13 protein-coding genes are annotated in these 21906 nt (G+C 70.8%); 7 read left to right on the forward strand and 6 right to left on the reverse strand.

Annotated elements, in window-relative coordinates:
• Positions 1-24: 24 nt before the first annotated feature.
• The gene (locus AB0947_RS14350) at positions 25-816 is read right to left on the reverse strand and encodes a hypothetical protein (RefSeq protein ID WP_366750647.1); all 792 of its coding nucleotides are present in this window, start codon (positions 814-816) and stop codon (positions 25-27) included.
• A gap of 544 nt (positions 817-1360) precedes the next feature.
• On the opposite strand from AB0947_RS14350, the gene AB0947_RS14355 reads away from it, so the two are divergent.
• Positions 1361-2056 carry a transglycosylase family protein gene (locus AB0947_RS14355; RefSeq protein ID WP_366750648.1) on the forward strand — a complete coding sequence of 232 codons (696 nt, stop codon included), beginning with the start codon at positions 1361-1363 and terminating at the stop codon, positions 2054-2056.
• 77 nt (positions 2057-2133) lie between these two features.
• On the forward strand, positions 2134-3174 hold the full coding sequence (locus AB0947_RS14360; protein ID WP_366750649.1) for a YafY family protein: 1041 nt from the start codon (positions 2134-2136) through the stop codon (positions 3172-3174).
• Here the strand turns inward: AB0947_RS14360 and ctaD are convergent.
• Complete coding sequence (gene ctaD / locus AB0947_RS14365; RefSeq protein ID WP_366750650.1) at positions 3056-4747, reverse strand: cytochrome c oxidase subunit I; 1692 nt, start codon at positions 4745-4747, stop codon at positions 3056-3058. The genes AB0947_RS14360 and ctaD overlap by 119 nt on opposite strands.
• A gap of 460 nt (positions 4748-5207) precedes the next feature.
• Here ctaD and AB0947_RS14370 point away from each other — a divergent pair, with 460 nt between their 5' ends.
• Positions 5208-5423, forward strand: coding sequence for an I78 family peptidase inhibitor (locus tag AB0947_RS14370; protein WP_366750651.1), 216 nt, complete (start codon positions 5208-5210; stop codon positions 5421-5423).
• 110 nt (positions 5424-5533) lie between these two features.
• On the opposite strand, the gene AB0947_RS14375 is transcribed toward AB0947_RS14370, so the two are convergent.
• Positions 5534-6559: a phosphatase PAP2 family protein gene (locus AB0947_RS14375; RefSeq protein ID WP_366750652.1), complete on the reverse strand. Its 1026-nt coding sequence runs from the start codon at positions 6557-6559 to the stop codon at positions 5534-5536.
• Positions 6560-6796: 237 nt separating this feature from the next.
• On the reverse strand, positions 6797-8050 hold the full coding sequence (locus AB0947_RS14380) for a glycosyltransferase family 39 protein (protein WP_366750653.1): 1254 nt from the start codon (positions 8048-8050) through the stop codon (positions 6797-6799).
• Positions 8051-8311: 261 nt separating this feature from the next.
• Between AB0947_RS14380 and AB0947_RS14385 the strand changes: the two genes are divergently transcribed.
• Positions 8312-9952 (forward strand): MFS transporter, encoded by a 1641-nt coding sequence (locus AB0947_RS14385; RefSeq protein WP_366750654.1) that lies wholly within the window; start codon positions 8312-8314, stop codon positions 9950-9952.
• Positions 9953-10064: 112 nt separating this feature from the next.
• Positions 10065-11255 (forward strand): acyl-CoA dehydrogenase family protein, encoded by a 1191-nt coding sequence (locus AB0947_RS14390; protein ID WP_366750655.1) that lies wholly within the window; start codon positions 10065-10067, stop codon positions 11253-11255.
• 38 nt (positions 11256-11293) lie between these two features.
• On the opposite strand, the gene AB0947_RS14395 is transcribed toward AB0947_RS14390, so the two are convergent.
• Positions 11294-11731: a cell division protein SepF gene (locus tag AB0947_RS14395; protein WP_366750656.1), complete on the reverse strand. Its 438-nt coding sequence runs from the start codon at positions 11729-11731 to the stop codon at positions 11294-11296.
• Between the two features lie 266 nt (positions 11732-11997).
• On the opposite strand from AB0947_RS14395, the gene AB0947_RS14400 reads away from it, so the two are divergent.
• Positions 11998-13218 carry a DUF5685 family protein gene (locus AB0947_RS14400; RefSeq protein WP_366750657.1) on the forward strand — a complete coding sequence of 407 codons (1221 nt, stop codon included), beginning with the start codon at positions 11998-12000 and terminating at the stop codon, positions 13216-13218.
• A gap of 337 nt (positions 13219-13555) precedes the next feature.
• Here the strand turns inward: AB0947_RS14400 and AB0947_RS14405 are convergent, their stop codons facing one another.
• Positions 13556-20407 carry a polymorphic toxin-type HINT domain-containing protein gene (locus AB0947_RS14405; RefSeq protein WP_366750658.1) on the reverse strand — a complete coding sequence of 2284 codons (6852 nt, stop codon included), beginning with the start codon at positions 20405-20407 and terminating at the stop codon, positions 13556-13558.
• A gap of 412 nt (positions 20408-20819) precedes the next feature.
• Here AB0947_RS14405 and AB0947_RS14410 point away from each other — a divergent pair, with 412 nt between their 5' ends.
• Positions 20820-21890 (forward strand): Tat pathway signal sequence domain protein, encoded by a 1071-nt coding sequence (locus AB0947_RS14410; protein ID WP_366750659.1) that lies wholly within the window; start codon positions 20820-20822, stop codon positions 21888-21890.
• Positions 21891-21906 lie beyond the last annotated feature (16 nt).

Consider the following 21906-nt stretch of genomic DNA (forward strand, 5'->3'; position numbering starts at 1 on the left):
TGCGGCCGGAGGGGGCGCCGGGGCTCAGGTGCCCGCGAGGGGGAGCGCGGCGGCGACCAGCCGGCCGCCCGCGGCGGCCTTGTCCAGCGCGTCCCGCAGCAGGTCCTCCCGGGGCTGGCGCCCGATGGACCCGACCGGAGCGGCGAACATCAGTACCTGCTGGTGCTTGTTCGCGGCGGCCCGCCAGCTGTCGGTCACCTGGAGCGGCTGGTGCGCCTGCCACCAGGCCACCGGCTGCCCGCCGGCCGCCGACGGCTGGAGCACCGCGTGCAGCTGGCCCACGGCCAGCAGGACGGACCAGCCGTGCAGCACCGGCGGGACGGACGCCAGCTCGGTCACCGGCATGAAGCCCTGCTCGATGAGCAGCGGCAGGAAGTCGTCGCCCATGCCGGTGGTGCCCGGACGGACGATCGGCGAGGTCGGCTCGACGACGAGCGCGGGGTGCAGTTCCCCGTCGACCAGGACGAGTCCGCTGGTCACGCCGAGCACCGCCTGCTCGGGCACGGAGGTGTGCGGTTCACCGCCGGCCGGGTCGCCGCCGACGGCGCCGATGGAGCGGACGGCGCCCTGGAGCTGCTCCTCCGTCACCTGGACGACCTGCGAGGGCAGACAGCTGGCGTGGGCGAAGGCGAGGACGGCGGTCTCGTCGCCGACGAACAGAACGGTGCTGGTGCGCTCCTGCTCGGAGTCGCCCGGGGTGCGACAGGACGTGCAGTCGTAACTGCCCGGGGCGTTCTCTCCGGCGAGCAGCCGGTCGGCTTCTTCGTCGCCGATCTCGGCGCGTACGGCGTCGCTGACGTCGAGCATGCGCGGCACGGGTGGCTCCCTCGGGATGCGGTGCTGGGTCGGCCGGGTGGCTCCCGGCCGATGAGCCCCGGGGTTCCCGGGCTCATGAAGAAGACAACGGGCGTCCTGTGGTGGTGGTCACGCCCCGGGGGCGACCGGTTCGCATCTTCCACCGCGTACGGTCACCTCGGGTGCGGAATCGAACACTCACCGTCAACTCCGTCCGCCGTCAAGGAACTTGAACGGGTGAAGTGGGTCACAGGCCGCGTCCGTCCGTGGTCGACAAGTCGGGAAATCAGCGGATGTAGTGGGTGACCGAAAATTACCGCTACCCGAGGTAACAGGCAAGTGGCCTGGAACGACGGCGAGTTGGTTGATTCCCCCCGCTCGACCTCCTTACATTCCTCCGCCGTGTGCAACGAGCACCGCTCGGGTACGTCCGCCGGCCGGCACCAGGCAGCGCAGCATCGCCGACACCGGTCACGGCGGGCGGGGCGGGCGCGAGGAACCGCGGTCCTACGCGGTGAGCCGCGCTCCGCCTTGGGGGAGCCCGGGTTCGTGGAGAGGGAACTACATGTCCGAGTGTGCCGATACCACCCGTAGCACCGCCCGCCCCGACGGCGCCCGTCCCGACGGCGCCCGCAAGGGCCGTACGACGGCCGCGCTCGCCGGAGCCGCCCTGCTGGCCCCGCTGGGACTGCTGGCCGCGACCGGCAACGCCGCCGCGGCGGACAACGGGGTGTGGGACCGCATCGCCCAGTGCGAGAGCGGCGGCAACTGGCACATCAACACCGGCAACGGCTACTACGGCGGCCTCCAGTTCTCCGCCGGCACCTGGCGCGCGTACGGCGGCACCGCCTACGCCCCGACGGCCGACCAGGCCTCCAGAAGCGCGCAGATCGCCGTCGCCACCAGGGTCCAGCAGGCCCAGGGCTGGGGCGCCTGGCCGGTCTGCTCGGGCCGGGCCGGAGCCTCCGGCGCCGCCCCGGCGGCGGCCCGCACCGGCTCCTCCGGCACGGCGGAGCGCACCAGCGGCGCGACGACGAAGTCCGCCCCCGCCCGGTCCACCCCGGCGCAGGCGCCGGAACACCCCGCGGCCACCACCCGCCGAGGTGCCCCGCACGGCGGCTACACCGTCCGCCAGGGCGACACACTGAGCATCATCGCGGCCCGGCACGGCACCACCTGGCAGCGGATCTACGCCGCCAACAGGGCCGTCATCGGCGACGACCCGAACCTGATCGTGCCCGGGCAGCGCCTCGCGCTCTGAGCCCGGCCCGCGAGGCGGACAGCCGCTGATCCCGTCGAGGACAGCGGCTGTCCGCGTGCCCTGGCAGACTCGGGCCCATGTTGGAGACCTCGGCACGCCTGCTGCGCCTGCTCTCGCTGCTCCAGGCCCACCGCGAGTGGTCAGGGCCGCAGCTGGCCGAACGGCTCGGTGTCACCCCGCGCACCGTCCGCCGGGACGTGGACCGGCTGCGCGAGCTGGGCTACCCGGTCCACGCCAGCCCCGGCACCGGCGGCGGCTACCAGCTGGGCGTCGGCGCCGAACTCCCGCCGCTGCTGCTGGACGACGACGAGGCCGTCGCCGTGGCCGTCGGCCTGCGCACCGCCGCCGGACAGGGCATCGAGGGCATCGGCGAGACCTCCGTACGGGCCCTCGCCAAGCTGGAGCAGGTGCTGCCGCACCGGCTGCGCCGCAGGGTGAGCGCCCTCAACGCCTTCACCGTGCCCATGCTGCGCGGCGGCCCGCCGGTGACCCCCGTCGACCCGGCCCTGCTCACCGAGCTCGCCCACCTGTGCCGGGACGCCGAGCGACTGCGGTTCGCGTACCGCACGCACGAGGGCGCCGACAGCCGCCGTACCGTCGAACCGCACCGGCTGGTGTGCACCGAGCGGCGCTGGTACCTGGTCGCCTGGGACGTCGACCGGGCGGACTGGCGGACCTTCCGGGTGGACCGGATCACCCCCAGACCGCCGCACGGGCCGCGCTTCACCCCGCGCGAGCCGCCCGCCGAGGACCTCGCCGCCTATGTGTCCCGGGGCGTCTCCACGCGCGCGTACCCCACGCACGCCACCGTCCGGCTGCTGGTGTCCGCGCAGGAGGCCGCCGAGCACGTCTCGCCGTCCTCCGGGACGCTGGAGCCGGACGGCGCGGACGCGTGCCTGCTGCGCTGCGGCGCGCCGAGCCTGGACGTGATGGTCGTTCACCTGCTGATGCTGGACCTGCCGTTCGAGGTGATCGAGCCGGCCGGGCTGACCGACGCCGTCAGGAGCCTTCGGGACCGGCTTGATGGCGCTCTGGCTCGGGCTGCGGGGCCTGGGCCGCGTACTGCGGGTGGTGCAGGTCGAACGCCGGGGACTCCGAGCGGACCCGGGGCAGGGTGACGAAGTTGTGCCGGGGCGGCGGGCAGGACGTGGCCCACTCCAGGGAACGGCCGTAGCCCCAGGGGTCGTCGGTGTCCACCTTCTCCCCGTACCTCGCGGTCTTCCAGACGTTGTAGAGGAACGGCAGCGTCGACAGGCCCAGCAGGAAGGAGCCGATGGTCGATACCGTGTTGAGCGTGGTGAACCCGTCGGCCGCCAGGTAGTCGGCGTACCGGCGGGGCATCCCCCCGGCGCCCAGCCAGTGCTGCACCAGGAACGTGGCGTGGAAGCCCACGAACAAGGTCCAGAACTGGATCTTCCCCAGCCGCTCGTCCAGCATCTTGCCCGTGAACTTCGGCCACCAGAAGTAGAAGCCGCCGAAGACCGCGAAGACGACCGTGCCGAAGACCACGTAGTGGAAGTGGGCGACGACGAAGTACGAGTCCGTCACGTGGAAGTCCATCGGCGGGGACGCCAGGATCACCCCGGTCAGCCCGCCGAGCAGGAACGTCGCCAGGAAGCCCATCGCCCACAGCATCGGCGTCTCGAAGGACAGCGAACCCTTGATCATCGTGCCGGTCCAGGTGAAGAACTTCACCCCCGTCGGCACCGCGATCAGGAACGACATGAAGGAGAAGAACGGCAGCAGCACCGCGCCCGTGGCGAACATGTGGTGCGCCCACACCACCATGGACAGCCCGGTGATCGCCATCGTCGCGCCGACCAGCGTCAGATAGCCGAAGACCGGCTTCCGGCTGAACACCGGGATGATCTCGGTGATGATCCCGAAGAACGGCAGCGCGATGATGTACACCTCGGGGTGCCCGAAGAACCAGAACAGGTGCTGCCACAGCAGCGCCCCGCCGTTCGGCGCCTGGAACACCTGCGAGCCGAACCGCCGGTCCGACTCCAGTACCAGCAGCGCCGCCGCCAGCACCGGGAACGCCATGAGGATCATGATCGACGTGAAGAGCGTGTTCCAGGTGAAGATCGGCAGCCGGAACATCGTCATGCCCGGAGCGCGCATCCCGATGATGGTGGCGAGGAAGTTGACCGCGCCGAGGATCGTCCCGAAGCCGGCCAGCGCCAGGCCCATGATCCACAGGTCCGGTCCGACGCCGGGGGAGTGCCGGGCGTCGTTGAGCGGCGCGTAGGCGAACCAGCCGAAGGCGGCCGGCCCGGTGGGCACCAGCAGCGAGCCGAGCACGATCAGCCCGCCGAACGCGAAGAGCCAGTACGACAGCATGTTCAGCCGGGGGAAGGCCACGTCCGGGGAGCCGATCTGCAACGGCATCAGCTCGTTGGCGAAGCCCGCGAAGCTGGGGGTCGCGAACAGCAGCAGCATGATGGTGCCGTGCAGCGTGAACAACTGGTTGTACTGGTTGTTGCCCATGAGCTGGAGCCCCGGCCGGGCGAGTTCCGCGCGCATCAGCAGCGCCATGACCCCGGCTGCCAGGAAGAACCCGAAGCCCGTGATCAGGTACAGGTGGCCGATCTTCTTGTGGTCGGTGGTCGTGAGCCAGTCCACCACCAGCCGGCCGGCCCCGGCCCGGCGCACCGGCCGCGCCGGCGCCCCTGCGGTCTCGGTCCCCATCGCTCGCTCGCCCCTTCGCATCGTCGCGCCCGTGCCCGCGGCACCCGCGGCGCGCGCACCCGCGAGCTGCCGCCCTGGGGCTCGCCGGGCGCGCGCTCGGGCAGGGCGCGTCCGGCGGTTGTGTGCTGAATCCGTGAATTTCCCATGTGGTGTCAGCTGCCGCGGCACCACTGCGGATTGCGCGGGGAATCGCGGCCCGGGCCCGCCCCGATCCCCACTGCGGCACTTTCCGCCGGGTAATTCGGAGCGGCCCTCCGACACGCGTGAATTCTGTTCGATTACCCCGGTGGGCCGAACGGAAACCCCCGTTCGTGTGACACCCGCCGTCGCAGCCGATGATCTGACCGCGGCCGAAACGGGATCGCGGTGGCTGTGACAGAAGTGTGACGACAGCCGGATACGGCTCTTACCCGTCCGTGCCCGGCTTCCGTCACCGCCGGTCGCGGCCTAGCGTGGCCGTATGGCACCGATTCCCACTCCGTCAGCGGAGCCCCAGGACAGCCCGGACGGGTACGTCGGCCTCGAAGCGGCGCACGCCGAACGGCTCGCGCGGCAGCGCGGCTGGTCCACGGTGCGGTCGCTGCCACCGGGCGCGATCATCACCATGGAGTACCGGGCCGGACGGCTGAACTTCGAGGTGCGGGACGGCCGGGTGGCCCGCGCCTGGAAGGGCTGACGACCCGTTCCCGACCCCGGTACGCCACAGGGCCCCGCTCCAGGCAGGAGCGGGGCCCTCGTCGTGGCGCGGGGCGGTGGTGCGTACCGGACCCCGCGCCGGCCCGGCCGTCAGCCGCCGGTGAGCGGCCGGGCCGGCTGGGACGTACCGCGCGGGAGGCGGTCGGCGTGCGGCGGGCGGCGGCTGCCCGCCGGGGTGACCGGGGTGCGTTCCGAACGGGCCGTGTGCGGTCCCGGCGCGAGGTGCGCCAGGCCCCGCGAGGACCGGGTGGAGGCCACCGGCTCGCGGGCCGGCACCGGCTGCTCGGCCGGCAGGCCGCGCGGCTTGAGCGGCACCGGCGCGACCGGCACGGCCGGTTCGGGCGCGGGCAGTCCGCGGCGGGCACGCCAGCGGTCGCGCAGGTCGAAGAGGCCCAGCTCGGCCTTGGCGATCAGCGGCTCGAACCAGGGCAGGGCGAGCAGGATCAGCAGACCGGCGGCCCAGCCCAGCAGCACGTCGCTCAGCCAGTGCGTACCGAGGTAGACGGTGGTGAGGCCGACGCCGAGCGAGGTGACCGCGGAGAGGGCCGACAGCCAGCGGCGCGCCGTCGGGGTGGAGGCCAGATACGCCAGGATTCCCCAGGTCACGACCGCGTTGGCGGTGTGGCCGCTGGGGAATATATCGCCGCCCAGGCCCATCTCGTTCGAGCCGATCACGGTCGCGTAGTGCGGACCGAGCCGCCCCATGCCGAGCTTGGCGGCGCCGACCGTGATGTTCAGCAGGAGCAGCGAGGTGGCCAGGGTGAGCAGCGGGCGCAGGGTGTGCTGCCGCCAGGAGCGCCAGCCGAGCCAGGCCGCGACCATCACGGCGGTCGGGCCGCGCTGGCCCAGCACCACGTAGTAGTCGAGGAACGCGTGGATCTCGGGCCACTGCTGGTACGGCCGGAAGAACATGACCTGCCAGTCCAGCCGGACCAGCCAGGAGGTCGTCACCACGGCCCACACGATCGCCAGGTAGAAAGCCAGGGTCGCGGAGAACAGAACGACCCGGTGCCGGCTCATCCTCGGCACATCGATGTGGGCCGGTCGTTCCGGCTCACGGTCCAGTCTGGCGAACACCCGGTCCAGACGCCGGGTGAGGTTTCGTTCGGTACGCACCCAATCGACGTTACAGCGAGTGAGCGGTGTTCCCGGTCGAAACAGCGTCTTTGTGATGACGATGTGATGTGGGAAACCTCTCAAGGGCGGTCCGAATTCTCGGGATTCCGCAATCCTGTGAGTCCGATCGGGCCAATTCCTTTGATCATGCCGGGTGTTGTTTATATGGCGCTTATGAATGTGTTAACCCGGTCCTGGCACGCAATTCTCCGGGACGTCATCGGGCGGCCCGGCCGGTCACGGGGGGCCGGAGCCGTTCAGCCAGAAGGCCCCGTAGACCGCCGCCGCGACCGCCAACCCCGCCATGAGCAGGGCCGATCGGGACGTACGCGGCCGGGCCAGGGCACGGGCGAGCGGCAGCAGCAGCGGGAAGGCGGGCATCAGCAGCCGCGGCTTGGAGCCGAAGTAGCTCGAAGCGCACAGGGCGAGGGCGAGCACGACGCCCGTGTAGACCAGCAGTTCGACCGGCTGGCGCGCGCGGACCCCGGTGACGTACAGCCAGATCAGCAGGGCCACCCCGGCGATCAGGCCGGAACCGGCGAGAGCGGACGGAACTGACGTGAACTTGTCGGCCACGAAGCGGGCGAAGGCGTAGCCGCCGTCGAACCCGTTGCGCCATCCGGCCTGCACGTCCAGATAGCCGAGGGGGCCCTTGCCGGTGCGGTGGCCGACCCAGAGGACGTAGCCGGCGGCCCCGAGCGGAGCGAGCAGCATGCCGAGCGCGCGCCGCCGGCCGGGGGCGTACGGGGCGACGGACGCGCCGGGTCGGGGCGCGGGCGCGTGTTCGTCATCGCGTGCGCCCGGCGCGTGCCGCGTGCCGCGCTCTCGCCCGAAAGAGACCGACGCGTCGCGCCCCCGTCGGACCGAGACCGCGCCCGCCACCCACACGGCGGCGACGACCGCCGCCCCCACCGGCCGGGTCAGACCGGCCAGGGCCGCCAGAGTGCCCGCGCCCACCCAGCGCCCGGTCAGCACCGCGTACAGCGACCAGGCCGCCAGCGCCGTGAACAGCGACTCGCTGTACGCCATCGACTGCACGATCCCGACCGGCAGCACCGCCCACAGCAGCACCGCGCACACCCCGGCCCGGGGGCCGTACACCCGGTCCGCGACCGCGAAGATCCCGGCCGCGGCGGCGAGCGAGGCCACCAGGCTCACCACGAACCCGGCCCCCGCGTACGACAGCGGGGCGACCGCGTGCAGCAGCCGCTCCAGCCAGGGCAGCAGCGGGAAGAACGCGAGGCTGGAGTGGACGTCCCCGTTCGGCAGCCGCACCTCGTAGCCGTACCCCAGCTCGGCGACCCGCGTGTACCAGAGCGAGTCCCAGCGCGCGGTCAGCAAGGTGAACGCGTTCTTGCCGCGCGCGGCGCTCCACACCGCCAGCACCACCAGCCCCAGCGCGCGGACCGCCGCGTAGCCCAGGAGGGCCGGAGCGGCCCGGCGCAGGAGGGGGGCGCGGGTCGGAGCCACGCGCGTCGCGAGATCGGTCACGGGCTCGATTATCGACCGCGCGCTCCACCGGACCTCTCGCCGGGGTCGGGGTCAAGAGGGGCTGACGTGGCGTACGCCACACGGGTTCCCTCCGGTGGGTGAGAGGTCCGCCACGTGAGCGCGCGGCGGACTCGCGTACTGTGACGAGTCACCCGCGTGGGTTCGCGCGGGCCGGAGACACCGCTCCTCTCCGGCCGTACGACAGGGGGTCCCCGCCCCGTCGGTCCGCCCCGCACGAGGGAGCATCTGGGAGGTACGTACATGTCCGGGACGACCACGGCTGCCGCACGGCCGCGCCGTCGGGCGCCCGGGGCAGGTGCCAACCGCTGGGTCGTCCTCGTCGTGCTCTGCGTCAGCCTGCTGCTCGTCGCGCTCGACGCGACCGTGCTGCACGTGGCGGTCCCCGCCGTCACCGAGGACCTCAAGCCCGGCGCCATCGAACTGCTCTGGATCGTCGACGTCTATCCGCTGGTCTGCGCCTCGCTGCTGATCCTCTTCGGCACCCTCGGCGACCGGGTCGGCCGCAGACGCGTCCTGCTGCTCGGCTACGCCCTGTTCGGGGTCGCCTCCGCCGTGGCCGCGTTCGCGCCGACCGCCGAGACGCTCATCGCCGCCCGCGCGCTGCTCGGCGTCGGCGGCGCCATGATCATGCCGGCCACCCTGTCGATCCTGCGCCAGGTCTTCCCCGACCGGCGCGAGCGCGCCCTGGCCATCGGCGTCTGGAGCGCGGTCGCCGCGGTCGGCGCGGCGGTCGGACCGCTGCTCGGCGGCTTCCTGCTGGAGCACTTCTGGTGGGGCGCGGTCTTCCTGGTCAACATCCCGCTGATGCTGGTGAGCCTGCCGGTGGGCCGGGTGCTGCTGCCGGAGTCCCGGGGCGAAGGCGAGGGTCCCTGGGACGTGACCGGCGCGCTGATGGCGGCGGCCGGGCTGTTCGGCGTGGTCTTCGGTGTGAAGCGGCTCGGCGGCGGCGAGGCGGTCGCGAGTCCCCTCACCGTGCTGCCGCTGCTGACCGGCGCCGCTCTCCTCGTCCTCTTCGTACGGCGCCAGCGGCGGCTCGCGCATCCGCTGGTGGACCTGCGCATGTTCCGCCGGCCCGCGTTCAGCACCTCGGTGGGCTGCATCGTGCTGGCCATGCTCGCGCTGGTCGGCCTGGAGCTGATCGCCGCCCAGTACCTGCAACTGGTGCTCGGCCTGTCCCCGCTGCAGACCGGCCTGCGACTGCTGCCCCTCACGCTCGCCGCGATGGCGGCCGGCCTCGCGGGCGCGCGCATGCTGCGCCGCTTCGGCCCGCGCCGCATGGTGTGCTTCGGCTTCTGCCTGACGGCCGCGGCGGTGCTGACGCTGACGGGCATGGGCGGCACCGACGACCCGACGCTGCTGCTGGCCGGTTTCGTGCTCCTGGGCTTCGGCCTGGAGACCACGCTCTTCGGGGCCTACGAGTCGATGCTCAGCGAGGCCCCGGCCGACCAGGCCGGCGGCGCGGCGGCGATCGGCGAGACGTCGTACCAGCTCGGGGCCGGTATCGGCATCGCGCTGCTGGGCAGTGTGATGAACGCGGCCTACGCGCCGGGGCTGCGGTCGGTGCCGGGCGTACCCCGGCCCGCCTCGGCCGCGGCGGGCCACTCGCTCGCCGAGGCGTACGAGGTCGCCGGACGGCTCGGCGGCCCGGCCGGGGGCGCGCTGCGCCGCGCCGCGCGGGACTCCTTCGTGCACGGGCTGCACATGACGCTGCTGGTGAGCGCCGGTCTGTTGCTGCTGGGCGCGGTGATGGCACTGCGGCTGCCGTGGCTCATGCAGTGCGGCGAGGAGCCGGCGGGCGTCGAACCGGCGGGCGGCGAGCGCGCGCTGCCGTCGCCGCGCGAGGCCGAGGCGGCGGCCGGGAAGCCGCGGGTCAGCGCCTGACCTCCTCTGGACGTGCGGGACACTGCACCGTAACGTCGGCCGGAGAGCCGTAACTAGCGTTGCTAGTTTTGCCGACGTCCCGTGTGGCGTCCCGTGTTCCGGAGGGTGTTCCATGTCCGCGTCCGCGAAGCTGCCCCCGTTCGATGCCGCCGACCCGCTCGGGATCGACGACCTGCTGGAGCCGGAGGACCTGGCCGTCCGGGACACCGTCCGCACCTGGGCGGCCGACCGTGTGCTGCCGTACGTCGCCGACTGGTACGAGAAGGGCGAACTGCCCGGCATCCGGGACCTCGCCCGCGAACTCGGCTCGATCGGCGCCCTCGGCATGTCCCTCACCGGCTACGGCTGCGCCGGCGCGAGCGCTGTCCAGTACGGCCTGGCCTGCCTCGAACTGGAGGCCGCCGACTCGGGCATCCGGTCGCTGGTCTCCGTGCAGGGCTCCCTCGCGATGTACGCCATCCACCGGTTCGGCAGCGAGGAGCAGAAGCTCCAGTGGCTGCCGCGCATGGCGGCCGGCGAGGTGATCGGCTGCTTCGGGCTGACCGAGCCCGACCACGGCTCCGACCCCGCCTCGATGCGCACCCGCGCCAAGCGGGACGGCGAGGACTGGGTGCTCAACGGCCGCAAGATGTGGATCACCAACGGTTCGGTCGCCGGGGTGGCCGTCGTCTGGGCGCAGACCGAGGAGGGCATCCGCGGCTTCGTCGTCCCCACCGACAGCCCCGGCTTCTCGGCACCGGAGATCAAGCACAAGTGGTCCCTGCGCGCCTCCGTCACCAGCGAGCTCGTCCTGGACGACGTACGGCTGCCCGCCACGGCCGTGCTGCCGGAGGTCACCGGGCTGCGCGGGCCGCTCAGCTGTCTGTCGCACGCCCGCTACGGCATCGTCTGGGGCGCGATGGGCGCCGCCCGCAGCAGCTTCGAGGCGGCCCTCGACTACGCACGGTCACGGGAGCAGTTCGGGCGGCCCATCGGCGGCTTCCAGCTCACCCAGGCCAAGCTCGCCGACATGGCCGTGGAACTGCACAAGGGAATTCTGCTCGCCCACCATCTGGGGCGGCGGATGGACGCCGGCCGCCTGCGTCCCGAGCAGGTCAGCTTCGGCAAGCTCAACAACGTCCGCGAGGCCATCGAGATCTGCCGTACGGCGCGGACGATCCTCGGTGCCAACGGGATCTCCCTGGAGTACCCGGTGATGCGGCACGCGACCAACCTGGAGTCGGTGCTCACCTACGAGGGCACCGTCGAGATGCACCAGCTCGTGCTGGGCAAGGCGCTCACCGGGCTCGACGCCTTCCGGTGAGCACCGGGGCGGGGCGGGGCCGGTGCGGCGGCCCCGCCTCAGCTCTGGTTGAAGAAGCCGTCCGAGCGGTGGGCGGACGCCTCACCGCTGATGATCTCGGTGTCGGCCGGGGTGAGCAGGAACACCCGGTTCGAGACGCGGTCGATCGAGCCGCGCAGACCGAAGATGAGCCCCGCCGCGAAGTCCACGACGCGCTTGGCGTCGCCGGGCTCCATGTTGGTGAGGTTCATGATGACCGGGACGCCGTCCCGGAACAGCTCGCCGATGGCGCGGGCGTCCCGGAAGCTGTCCGGGGTCACCGTGCCGATCCGGCGGCCCTTGTCCTCGCCCGTGTCCGTGGCCACCTTCACCCGGGGGTCGGTGACCCAGGCGTCCCCGGACTCGGTGCCCTCGGAGTAGTCGTCGTCGTAGTAGCGCTCGTCATCGTTGTCGTCGACGAGGCCGAGCCACGCACTCGCCTTGCGTACCGATCCCATGGACGCCTCCTCTCACAGCGGTCTCTCTTGCTTTCCGCATCCCTATGGTCATCCATGATGCGGACGCCTCGCCAAGTGGATAGACGCCGCGCGGGGGGTTTGTGACGGTACTGGTGCACAGCGGATCCGTCGAGAGTCCTTGTGCCCCAAGGGGCGAGACTCATACGGCTGCTGACTGAGAGTGAAATATGATTGTCTGCGGCGGACGGGTGATGCACGGTGCGTACGGGTGAACCCCAACGTCGTATCACAGTACGGGGGATGTCGTGTTCGGAATCGTCAGGCCCTGCGCCCACCGGCTCGGTGAGCGGTTCAGGGCCGACTGGACGGCGCACTTGTGCGGGCTGTGCCTGGCCCTGCGCCGCGACCACGGTCAGCTCGCGCGGATCGTGACGAATTACGACGGGCTCCTCGTATCGGTCCTGACGGAAGCTCAGACGGGCCCGCTGGGCGGCACCCGCCGCACGGCCGGACCGTGCGCGCTGCGCGGCATGCGGACCGCGTCCGTCACACAGGGTGAGGGCGCCCGGCTCGCCGCCGCCGTCTCCCTCGTACTCGCCTCCGCGAAGGTGCGCGACCATGTCGCCGACCGGGACGGGCTGCTGGCCCGCGCGCCGGTCGCCGCCGCCGCGCGCCGGATCGCGGCGAACTGGGGCCGGGCCGGGGAGCGCGGCGGGGCGGCGGTCGGCTTCGACACCGGCGTCCTCGTCGACGCCGTCGGCCGGCAGCCCGGCGTCGAGGCCCTCGCCGGTCCCGGCACTCCGGTCCTCACGGTCACCGAGCCGACCGAGACCGCGACCGCCGCGGCCTTCGCGCACACCGCGCTGCTGGCCGGGCGGCCGGAGAACGCGGGGCCCCTGGCCGAGGCCGGACGCCTCTTCGGCCGGCTCGCCCACCTGCTGGACGCGGTGGAGGACCGGGAGGCTGACGCCCTGTCGGGTGCCTGGAACCCGCTCACCGCCACCGGCACGCCCCTCACCGAGGCGCGCCGGCTCGCCGACGACGCCCTGCACGGCATCCGGCTCGCCCTCCGGGAGACCGGGTTCCATGACGGCCGGCTCGTCCACCTCCTCCTCGTCCACGAACTGCGCCGCTCGGTGGACCGCGCCTTCGGGGCGGCACCGGGGTGTGCGGCCGGGCGGCACGGGGGGCCGCGGGGGTCCTACGACGCGGGGACGCAGCGGGGGCCGTACGGCGCCGGCGCCCCCCTCCCGGGCAATCCGTACGCCGGCGGCGGTTCTCCCGGCGGGGGCGGCGGCCTCGGGGGTGGCTTCGGTCCGCCGCCCGAGCCGGTCAAGGGCCGACGCGGTTTCTGGGCGGGCTGCGGGATGTTCTTCGCTCTGTGCTGCACGTGCAGGATGTGCTGCGCGGAGGAATACGAGGGGCCGTGGTCCCGGAAGAAGCGGGAGGGTTGCTGCCGGAACTGCGACTGTCCTTGCGACGGCTGTGACGGTTGCGACTGCTGCTGCCCTTGCGACGGTTGCTGAGACCAGTGCCGTCATGAAATGACTGACGCCCCGCCGGAATTGCTCCGGCGGGGCCTCAGTCATTTGACGCCTATTCCCTTCTCAGGGCTCTCTCAGCGCTCTTGCGAGCTGACTTTCCGGATCCCACCCCGCTGGCTTCGCCCGGGGGTCCGACCAGGTGTAACCGCGCGCAGCCCATCGAGCGCGAGCCCTGAAGACGCCGGCGTCGGTGGCGTCCTCATAGCCGAACTCCGCACCGCAGCACGCGCAGATCTCGAAGGTGGGGGAATCGCCGTCGTCTCCCCACGGAGGCGCAGCCTGGACCAGGCCGCACACGAAGCAGGAGGTTCCCGTCCGGCTACTGCGCATCGAAGTAGTCCTGATTCGTCGCATAGCCGTGAACCCGCGGATCCGGCTTGTAGTACGTCCGAATGCTTCCATCGGGTGTCATGATGCCGAAATCCTCGGTGACTCGGTTGTACCGGACGATGTCGCCATTCGCCCGGACTTTGGTCTGGATCCAGGGGTCCTGGCTTCTCATGAATCGCTGGGCTTCCTCCACGTACTGCTTGGCGTTCTGGAGATGGGGATAGTCACCCTTGTGCTTCTTCCAGTGCCCCAGGGCGTTCTGCATCGGGCCCTTGGTCGCTGTCCCCGTCCAGCACGAGGAGTTGTGAACAAGAACCGGAGTGGAGCCCGCCAGCACATAGTACGTGTGGACGTTCTCGACCGTGAGGTTGTACGTGCGGGCGTGCGTCGTGAACGGGCGGTTGGCGGTGATGACGACCGTGTGGCCGTCGTCGGTGCGCAGGGTCATGCCCGGCTTCAGGTCGCCGGCCTGGACCCAGTCGTGTTGTGACGGGGACCAGAAGGGGTGTTCGTGGGTCGCCGTCAGTTTCTCGATGCCGTCCTCGGTCGCGACGGACAGCTCGTTGAAGTGCTTGTCGGTGTCGGTGACGATGCGGCGGGTCACCCGTTGCGCGGTCGTCTTGCCGGTCTGCGGATCGGTGGTGAGGACCCTGTCGCCGACCTTGACGTCCTCGATGTCCTTGGTCGTCTTGCCGTCGCCCATCAGGACGTCCGTGCCGGCGAGGAAGCAGTTGCACCCCTTGGTGAGTTTGGCGACCCACTCCTCGGCGGCCTTGGCGCCCTTCTTCAGCACGGAGTCGGGCACCAGCTTCATCGCCTTGCCCCAGGGCAGGTCCGTGCCGGCGATGAGGCAGCTGGAGACGCCCGAACCCGACAGGCAGTCCTTCCACGCCTTGGGGTCGGGCAGGAAGGTCGAGGCGAGCGCCTTGATGACCGTCACCTGGACGCTGATGTCCAGGGGCTTGAACACGATCTTCTTGCCGAGCGGGGGCAGGTCGCTGCCCGTCTTGACGACGCTGTGCAGCTCCCCCTGTCCGTTGTAGACGTAGTGGGAGTACTCGTAGTGGTACGACCAGGTGCCGTCACCGTTCGGGGACATCCAGTCCCGGTAGCTGTCGTCGCCGCTGCCGCAACCGTATTCACAATCCGTGATGGGCCTCAGCCCGTCGGGGTCGCTGTAGGTGACGGGGTTGTTGAGGGAGTACGAGTAGGCGTTGAGGTACTGCGGGTCGTACGGCGAGTTCAGCGGGTCGGGACTGAGGAACCGGCCCAGTTTCGGGTCGTACATGCGGGCGCCCAGGATCGACAGCCCCGTCGCGTCGTCCTCGGTCTTGCCGAGGAAGCCCCGGTCCGAGCCGGACGGCAGGGCGGTGCCGCCGTTCTGGGCGCCGAAGGGCAGGTAGCGCCGGCGCTGCGCGGTGCCCGTGCCCGCGTCGATGGTCAGCTGGGTCGACGCCTGGGTGTCGGACATGATCCAGCTGAGCTTGCTGCTGGTCTTGTCCACCGCGGTGCGCATCGCCACGGTCGTCGTGCCGTCGCTGTAGTAGCGGGTGGCCTTCGCGGTGGCGCCGGGTGCCTTGTGGACCTCCTGGCCCGTGAGGTACAGGACGGTCTCGTCGGTGGACTTCCGCTCCAGCAGGTCACCGGAGGCGGCGTAGACGTAGCCGGTGGTGGCGGCGCCGGAGGCGGACGTCACCTGGTGCAGCTCGTTCCAGACGAGGGTGGTCTGCTTCCCGCCGACGGTGCGGCTCTTCAGCTGGCCGTCGTCGTCGTAGTCGTAGAGGTCGGTGCCCGTCGGGGTCTTCACCGAGGTCACGGCGTGCGGGTGGGCGGCGCCTGCGGTGTAGGCCGACTGGTCGGCGGAGTAGCCGGGGTAGACGTAGTCGTTGACCTGGGCGCCGGTGGCGGTGGTGTTGGTGACCTTCTGGAGGTTGCCGATGCCGTCGTAGGTGTAGTCGAGCTGGTAGGGGTCCTTGCCGGTGGCCAGGTCGGGGGAGAAGGGACCGGCGCAGCCGGTGCTCGCCCCGGTGGTCCAGGCACGGCTGAGGCGGTTCAGCTCGTCATACGTGTAGCACTGGTGCTGTCCGGTGGTCCTGTCGGCCAGGTCGGTGGTCTGGCCGGCGTTGTCGTAGAGGTAGTCGTCGTTCTGGACGGTGCCCTTCGTGCTGCTCGTGGTGGTGACGTTCTTCAGCCAGCCGGTGCCGTCGGCGTCGTCATAGGTGTACGAGCGGCGGGCCGTGGTGCCGGTCGTGGCCGTGGTGCCGTAGGTGCGGTCGCTCAGCCGGCCCACGCTGTCGAAGCCGGTGGAGTCGACGTAGACCGTGTTGTTCAGGTCGCTGGTGACCTTCTCCGGGTTGCCGAAGCCGTCGTACTGCGTGGTGACGGTCTCCTGCGGCAGGTCGCCGACGGCCGGGTAGGTGACGCTGGTCTGCTGGCCCAGCACGTTGTAGCCGGACTTCGTGACGTAGGTGTTCTCGAAGCCCGCTCCGTCGGCCGGGACGGTCGTCTGTGTCTCGGTGGCGTTGCCGTCGGCGTCGTAGGTGTTGACCTTGTCGGTGTAGGCGTAACCGCCCGCGTACGACGTCGAGGTGGCCGGCTTGCCGATGCCGCCGGTGGCCGTGTCGTAGGTGGTGCGGGTCAGCACCTTGGTGCCGTTCTGCACGGTCAGCGGACGGCCGAGGTGGTCGTAGGTGTAGGTCAGGACCGTGCCGCCCGCGTCCTTGACCGTCTCGACGTTGCCGTTGTCGTCGTAGGTGATGGCACCCGTGCCGTTGAGGTCCGCGTCGGGGTCCTTGCCGCCGGTGCGTTCGCCGAGCCAGTTGTAGGTGTAGGTGGTGAGGTTCCCTTTGGTGTCGGTGATCTTGGAGAGCTGGCCGCTGCGGTTGTACTCGTAGTACGTCGTGTACGTGGACGGACCGAACTCGACGACCTTGCTCACCTGCCCGAACACGTCGGTGTAGGTGTTGGTGCGCTCTCCGGTGGGAGGCATCGTGGTGGTGTAGTCACCGTGGTAGTTGGTGATCGTCTGGCCCTGGGTCTGCGGATCGCCGTTCGCCATGATCCGGGACTCGGTGGTGCGGCCGGCGTAGTCGACGACGAGGTCGGTGTAGGACGGCAGCGTGTCCACGGTGGGCAGGACCATGCCCGAGCCGGCGGTGCCGGAGTTGTAGAACGCCGCGCTGGTGCCGGTGACGTTGCCCGAGGTGTCGTACCGGGTCGAGATCACGGTGCGTCCGGTGCCGGTGGCCGCCGGGACCTGGGTCTCACGGGCACGGCCGAGGCCGTCCAGGTAGTCGTAGCTGGTCAGGACCTTCCCGGCCGACTGAAGCGTGGTCGTGGTGACCTTGGGCGGGACGGTGGAGACCAGGTCCGGGACGCCCTCGCTGTTGTCCGAGGTCGTGAGGTCGTAGCGATAGGCGATCGAGGGCGTGCCGTCGGGGTAGGCGGAGATCTGCGAGGGCTTGAACACCTTCGAGACGCGGCCCACGGAGTCCAGGACGATACGCGTGGTCTGGTTGTTCGGGTCCTGGATGCGGTAGGGCACCCCCCACAGGCGCGAGTACCAGGTGGTGGTGGTCTGCGGTGTGGCCGGGCCGTCGCTGCCGTCGGGGTCGGGCGTGGTCACCTTGACGCCGTCGACCGGCCACGAGGTGTTCGGCTGGTACGTCGTCGTGGTGGTGTTCTGCTTGCCGTCGGTCGTGGAGGTCTGCCGGCCGGCCTGGTCGAACTTGGCGGTCGTCGTGCGGTAGTGCGTGGCGTCCGTGTAGGCGCGCACGGTGGTGGGGTGCCCGTCGGTGGGCTTGTCGGTGTCCACCGAGGTCGCGTCGTCGTACAGGGTGACGGCGTAGGCGTCCTGGTTGGCCGAGGACCTGGCCGCGCAGTCGGCGGCGTAGTGCCGGGTCTCGTCGGGCAGCACCATCCAGCGCTGGACCTGCGAGCCGGGGAAGTAGTCGGTGTTGTAGGCGCGGCCGAACGTGGTGCACCGGTTGTCGTCCGTGTCCGACAGGCCCCAGTCGTTGGTGCGCATCGGCAGGCCGTACTTGGTGCTGGCCGGCTCGGTGTCGTCGTACTCGTTCTTGACGGTGTGCTCGCGCCAGCCGCTGGAGGTCAGCTCGTCCGTGGTGGTCTGGGAGTCGCGGACGAAGCGGGCGTCGGGCAGGCCGTCGTACTGCGCGGTGTCGTGCACCCAGTAGGTGTGCCAGACCCGCTTGTGGGACTGGCCGGAACCGTCGCGGTTGCTCGACTCCAGCACCTTGCCGCTGAGCCAGGGGGAGTCGGTCACCGCCGGGCGGCCGCTGTCACCGTCGTCCACGGTCACGCTGCGGGTGGCGGAGGGGTCGGTCTTGGAGGTGCGGTCGCCGTCCATGCCGCGGTACAGCCAGTAGTAGGTGGAGGCCGCGTTGGACTTGGTGCCGGTGTGGACCTCGACCTGCTGGTAGCCGCGCCAGTCGGTCCAGGACTCGTCCTTGTCCTTGGTCAGCGGGTCGTTGGGGAACGCCCACGCGGGCTTGCCGACGTAGTCGTAGGTGGTGGTCATCACCGGGTCGCCGTCGTTGCCCGAGCCCGAGCCGGGGCCGGGGTCGACACTGACCTTGGCGACGACGTACTTCTTGAACCAGCCCGTCTTCTCGTCCGTGGCGCCCTCGGGCACCCAGCGCTGCTTGAAGCAGGCCTGGGTGTTGTTCGACTCGCTGGGCGGGTTGTTGATGTCGCAGGCGTCCTGCGCGTCGTAGTCGCGGTAGGTGACGTTGACGAACGAGCCGAGGTCCTGGTGGATCTGGGTGACCCGGCGGAAGTTCAGCACGCCGCTGCCGAGCTGGTTGTCCCGCCACTCACCGTTGATGTTGATGGTGGGCAGGGTGATGTCGGTGCCGTCGCCGTAGCCCTTGCGCTGGATGTAGTCCAGCCACAGGGTGTTGTCGATGGTGCCTTCGGGGTTGGGCAGCCCGTACTTCATCTGGTACTGCATCGCCGGGTCCCACGCGGAGCTGTCGTTGTCCCGCACGTAGGTCTTGACGTCCCACAGCATCTTCGTGGCGAAGAACGTGGGCGAGTACGTCTCACCCTTGATCGTCTTGCAGCCGTCGTCGGCACTCGTGCCGTCGCACATCAGGTCCGTCGGCACGTCCGGATAGGAATCCGGATGATCGGAGATGCCGGGACAGTCCGCCGGCTCGCTGGCCAGCGGATCCTTGTCCGCCATCCGCTCCACACAGCGCCCCACATAGCGCAGGTCCACCTTCGCGGGCAGTTGCGCGCCCGGAATCTGGGAGGCCCAGCCGTACTCGACACGCACCGGGTAGGCGGCGGAGTCGTACACGCGCGCCTGGTCGGCGAGCAGCACCGAACGGTAGTGGTTCTGCTCCTTGTCGTAGAAGTAGGCGGTCTCCACCTCGTCGGCGTCCACGACCCGGTCCAAGCCCCAGCGGTAGGCCTGCGTGGTGACGCCGACACCGCCGTTGTAGCCGGGCTCACCCGGGTTGTTGCCGAAGACGGGCACGGTCAGCACCGAGTCCGTCGCGGCGTTGGTGCGCTCGGAGCGGCCCCAGCCGAAGTAGTAGCGCATGCCGTCCTGGGTCGAGATCACCCAGTACTCGTCGTCCGACCCGTGACCACCCGTCAGGTGCTGCACACGCCAGCCCGGGTCGTCCTGCACATGGTAGGAACCGGTGCCGTCGTCGTCCTGGACCAAGGTGGAGCTGACGCCGTTGAAGTTGATGACGTAGACGGCCCCGTCCGGCTCCTTGGCCGAGTTGGGCGAGTCCCAGCACAGGTCGCCGACCCAGCCGGTGCCCGTGCCGTCGTCCTGGCAGCCCCGGTAGCGGCGCTCGATGAAACCGATGCCGCTCAGGTCCCAGCCGAGGCCGGTCCAGTTGGCCTGGGTGTTCTGCGCGGAGGTGAGGGCGTCCACCGACTGCGAGTTGTACGACAGCGCGAGCGAGGGCGCCTGGCCTGCGGGCGGCTTGGGCACGTCGAAGGGCAGGCTGTACGAGAAGGCGCCCGAACCGGTCGAGACGTTCCAGGAACCGGACGGCTTCAGCGAGGACGCCCGGTAGTCACCGGCGTCGGAGGACGACGTCGACGCCAGCGCGTACACCGTCGCGCCCGAGGCCGTGGCGGCGCTCAGTGCCGAGGACGAGAGCGCGGACTTCGCGGTCCGGTCCGGCTGGATGACGGAGATGGTCGGTTTGGGGTCGCCGTCGGCCTGGACGGTCGCGGTGATGGTGCCCTTGGCCAGGTCGTTGTGGACCGGCACGGGCCGCGGGCCGGCCGTCGAGCAGCCCTTCGCCTCCGGTGTCGTCAGCGCGCAGGCGGGCAGGGCGACCAGGCGCAGCCGGGCGGCGAAGTCGCCGCCGTAGGCGTACCTGAACTTGGAGTAGTCGAAGGTGACGTTCACCGGGCCGGGCGTGCCGCGGCCGTCGCGCCGGGTGAGCTGGACGCCCATGCCGATGCCGTTCGTCCGCTTCAGCCCGGTCCGGTCCAGGACCTTGACGTCCACGTCCGTGGGGGCGGGCACCGCGATGGCCGACCGCTGCCTGGCCGCGGCCGCCGCGGGAGCCGGTCCCACCTGCACGGCGGCCGTGTCCGGGGCGTCGCCTGGCGGTGCCACCGGCAGGGTCTTGCCCGGCTTCAGACCCGACAGGGCGAGACGGGCGTGCGCCGCCTTGGGCCACACCGGCCGGACCGGCTTGGTCTGGGTCGGCTCCGCGCCGTCACGCGGCACACCCCCGGCCGCCCGCGCGGGCACGTCGACCGGCTGCTTGCGCCCGGCCGCGGTGGCCTTGGCCGTACCCGCGGCCTGGGCCGCGGGCGCGGCGAGCAACGATGCCGCCAGCGCCATGGCCAACGCCCAGGAGGCGCCTCTTGCTTGTCTGTGCGCGCGTCGCACGGACCATCCCCAACCCGAAGAAGGCCGGGACACCGTCCCGGCACGTGTGCAAAGCAAAGGCCGCGTGGCATCGGGCTGTCGATGAAGTGAAAGCCGCATGAGGCCAGGCCAACGCTGCACGTTAAGCAGGGCTCGGCGCCAGCGAACAGCCCCTCAAAACGGACCGATGAGCCACAACCATTCCTTCACGTCACGTTTACAGTTGTGTTCTCGATCACGTTTGCTCTCGTGGCCCTGGCAAGGCCTCCGAGCTGGGCGGACGAGGCTGGCGCGAGTCCGGACGGCATGGTTCAATCCTGCGTCGCACACATCGTGCACACATCAAGGCCCCGGTCGCGGGCCGACGCAACGTCCCGGAGATCACATGAAGCGCGAGCCGTCCAGCGGTCCGACCCGGCGCCAGATACTGCGCGGCGCAGGCGGGTTGACGGCGGCGGCCGTCGTCGGAGCCGTCGCCCTCGACCAGGCCGGCACCGCCTCCGCGGCGGTCAGCACCTCCAAGCGCTTCGACCTCACCGACGCATCCGACGAATGGTTCCGCGAGATCCCGCTCAACGAGACCCGGATCCTGCAGTCGTTCGCGTTCGACAACACCAACAAGCACCTCTACACCGCCCAGTTGGTCCAGGGCGGCCGCATCCTGCCCGGCGAGACACAGGCCTCCAGCGGCACCGACCGGGCCAAGAACGGCGACCTGTGCATCACCCGCCTGGACTGGCAGGGCTACATCATCGGCCGCATGTACCTCAAGGGCTTCGGACACGGCGTCTCCATCGGAGTCGAACCCTCCGGCAACAGCGCCTACCTGTGGACCGAGTGCGACTCCGTACCCGACAGCGAGAACAACGGCTACGGCACGAAGATCGCCCGCTTCAAGTTCGCCAACGGCACCGTCCTGCAGCCCGACTCCGCACAGGTCACCCGCTACACCCCCGTCCCCGGCTCCGACCACAACACCGTCGCCATCGACCCCGTCACCAACCGCATCGCCCACCGCCACCGCCTCGACGGCACCTGGAAGTACAGCCTGTACGACCTGGCCACCTTCAAGGCCGGCACCTTCACCCCGCTGGCCACCATCACCCAGCCCGCCGTACTCACCGGCCCCACCTTCCAGGGCTACACCAGCATGGGCCAGTACCTCTACACCATCGACGGCACCGCCTACACCTACGACGCGACCGACGGACACCGCACCAGCGACAGCAACACCTACGTCACCTCCATCGACTGGAACACCGGCACCGTCTACGAACGCCGCCTCAGCAAGGCCGGCGAAAGCCTCTACTACCGCGAGCCCGAAGGACTGGCCGTCCAGATCCCCGACACCAGCACCCCCACCGCCGCCCGCCTGCACCTCGGCTTCGGCTCCGAGGAGTCCAAGACCCAGACCGACAAGAAGGCCAGCTTCTACTACAAGGACCTCCTCGTCTGACGCCCGGCAGGGGAAC

Origin of the sequence: Streptomyces sp. NPDC047841 (genome assembly GCF_040704085.1) — a bacterium.
GTDB classification, from domain to species: Bacteria; Actinomycetota; Actinomycetes; order Streptomycetales; family Streptomycetaceae; genus Streptomyces; species Streptomyces argyrophylli.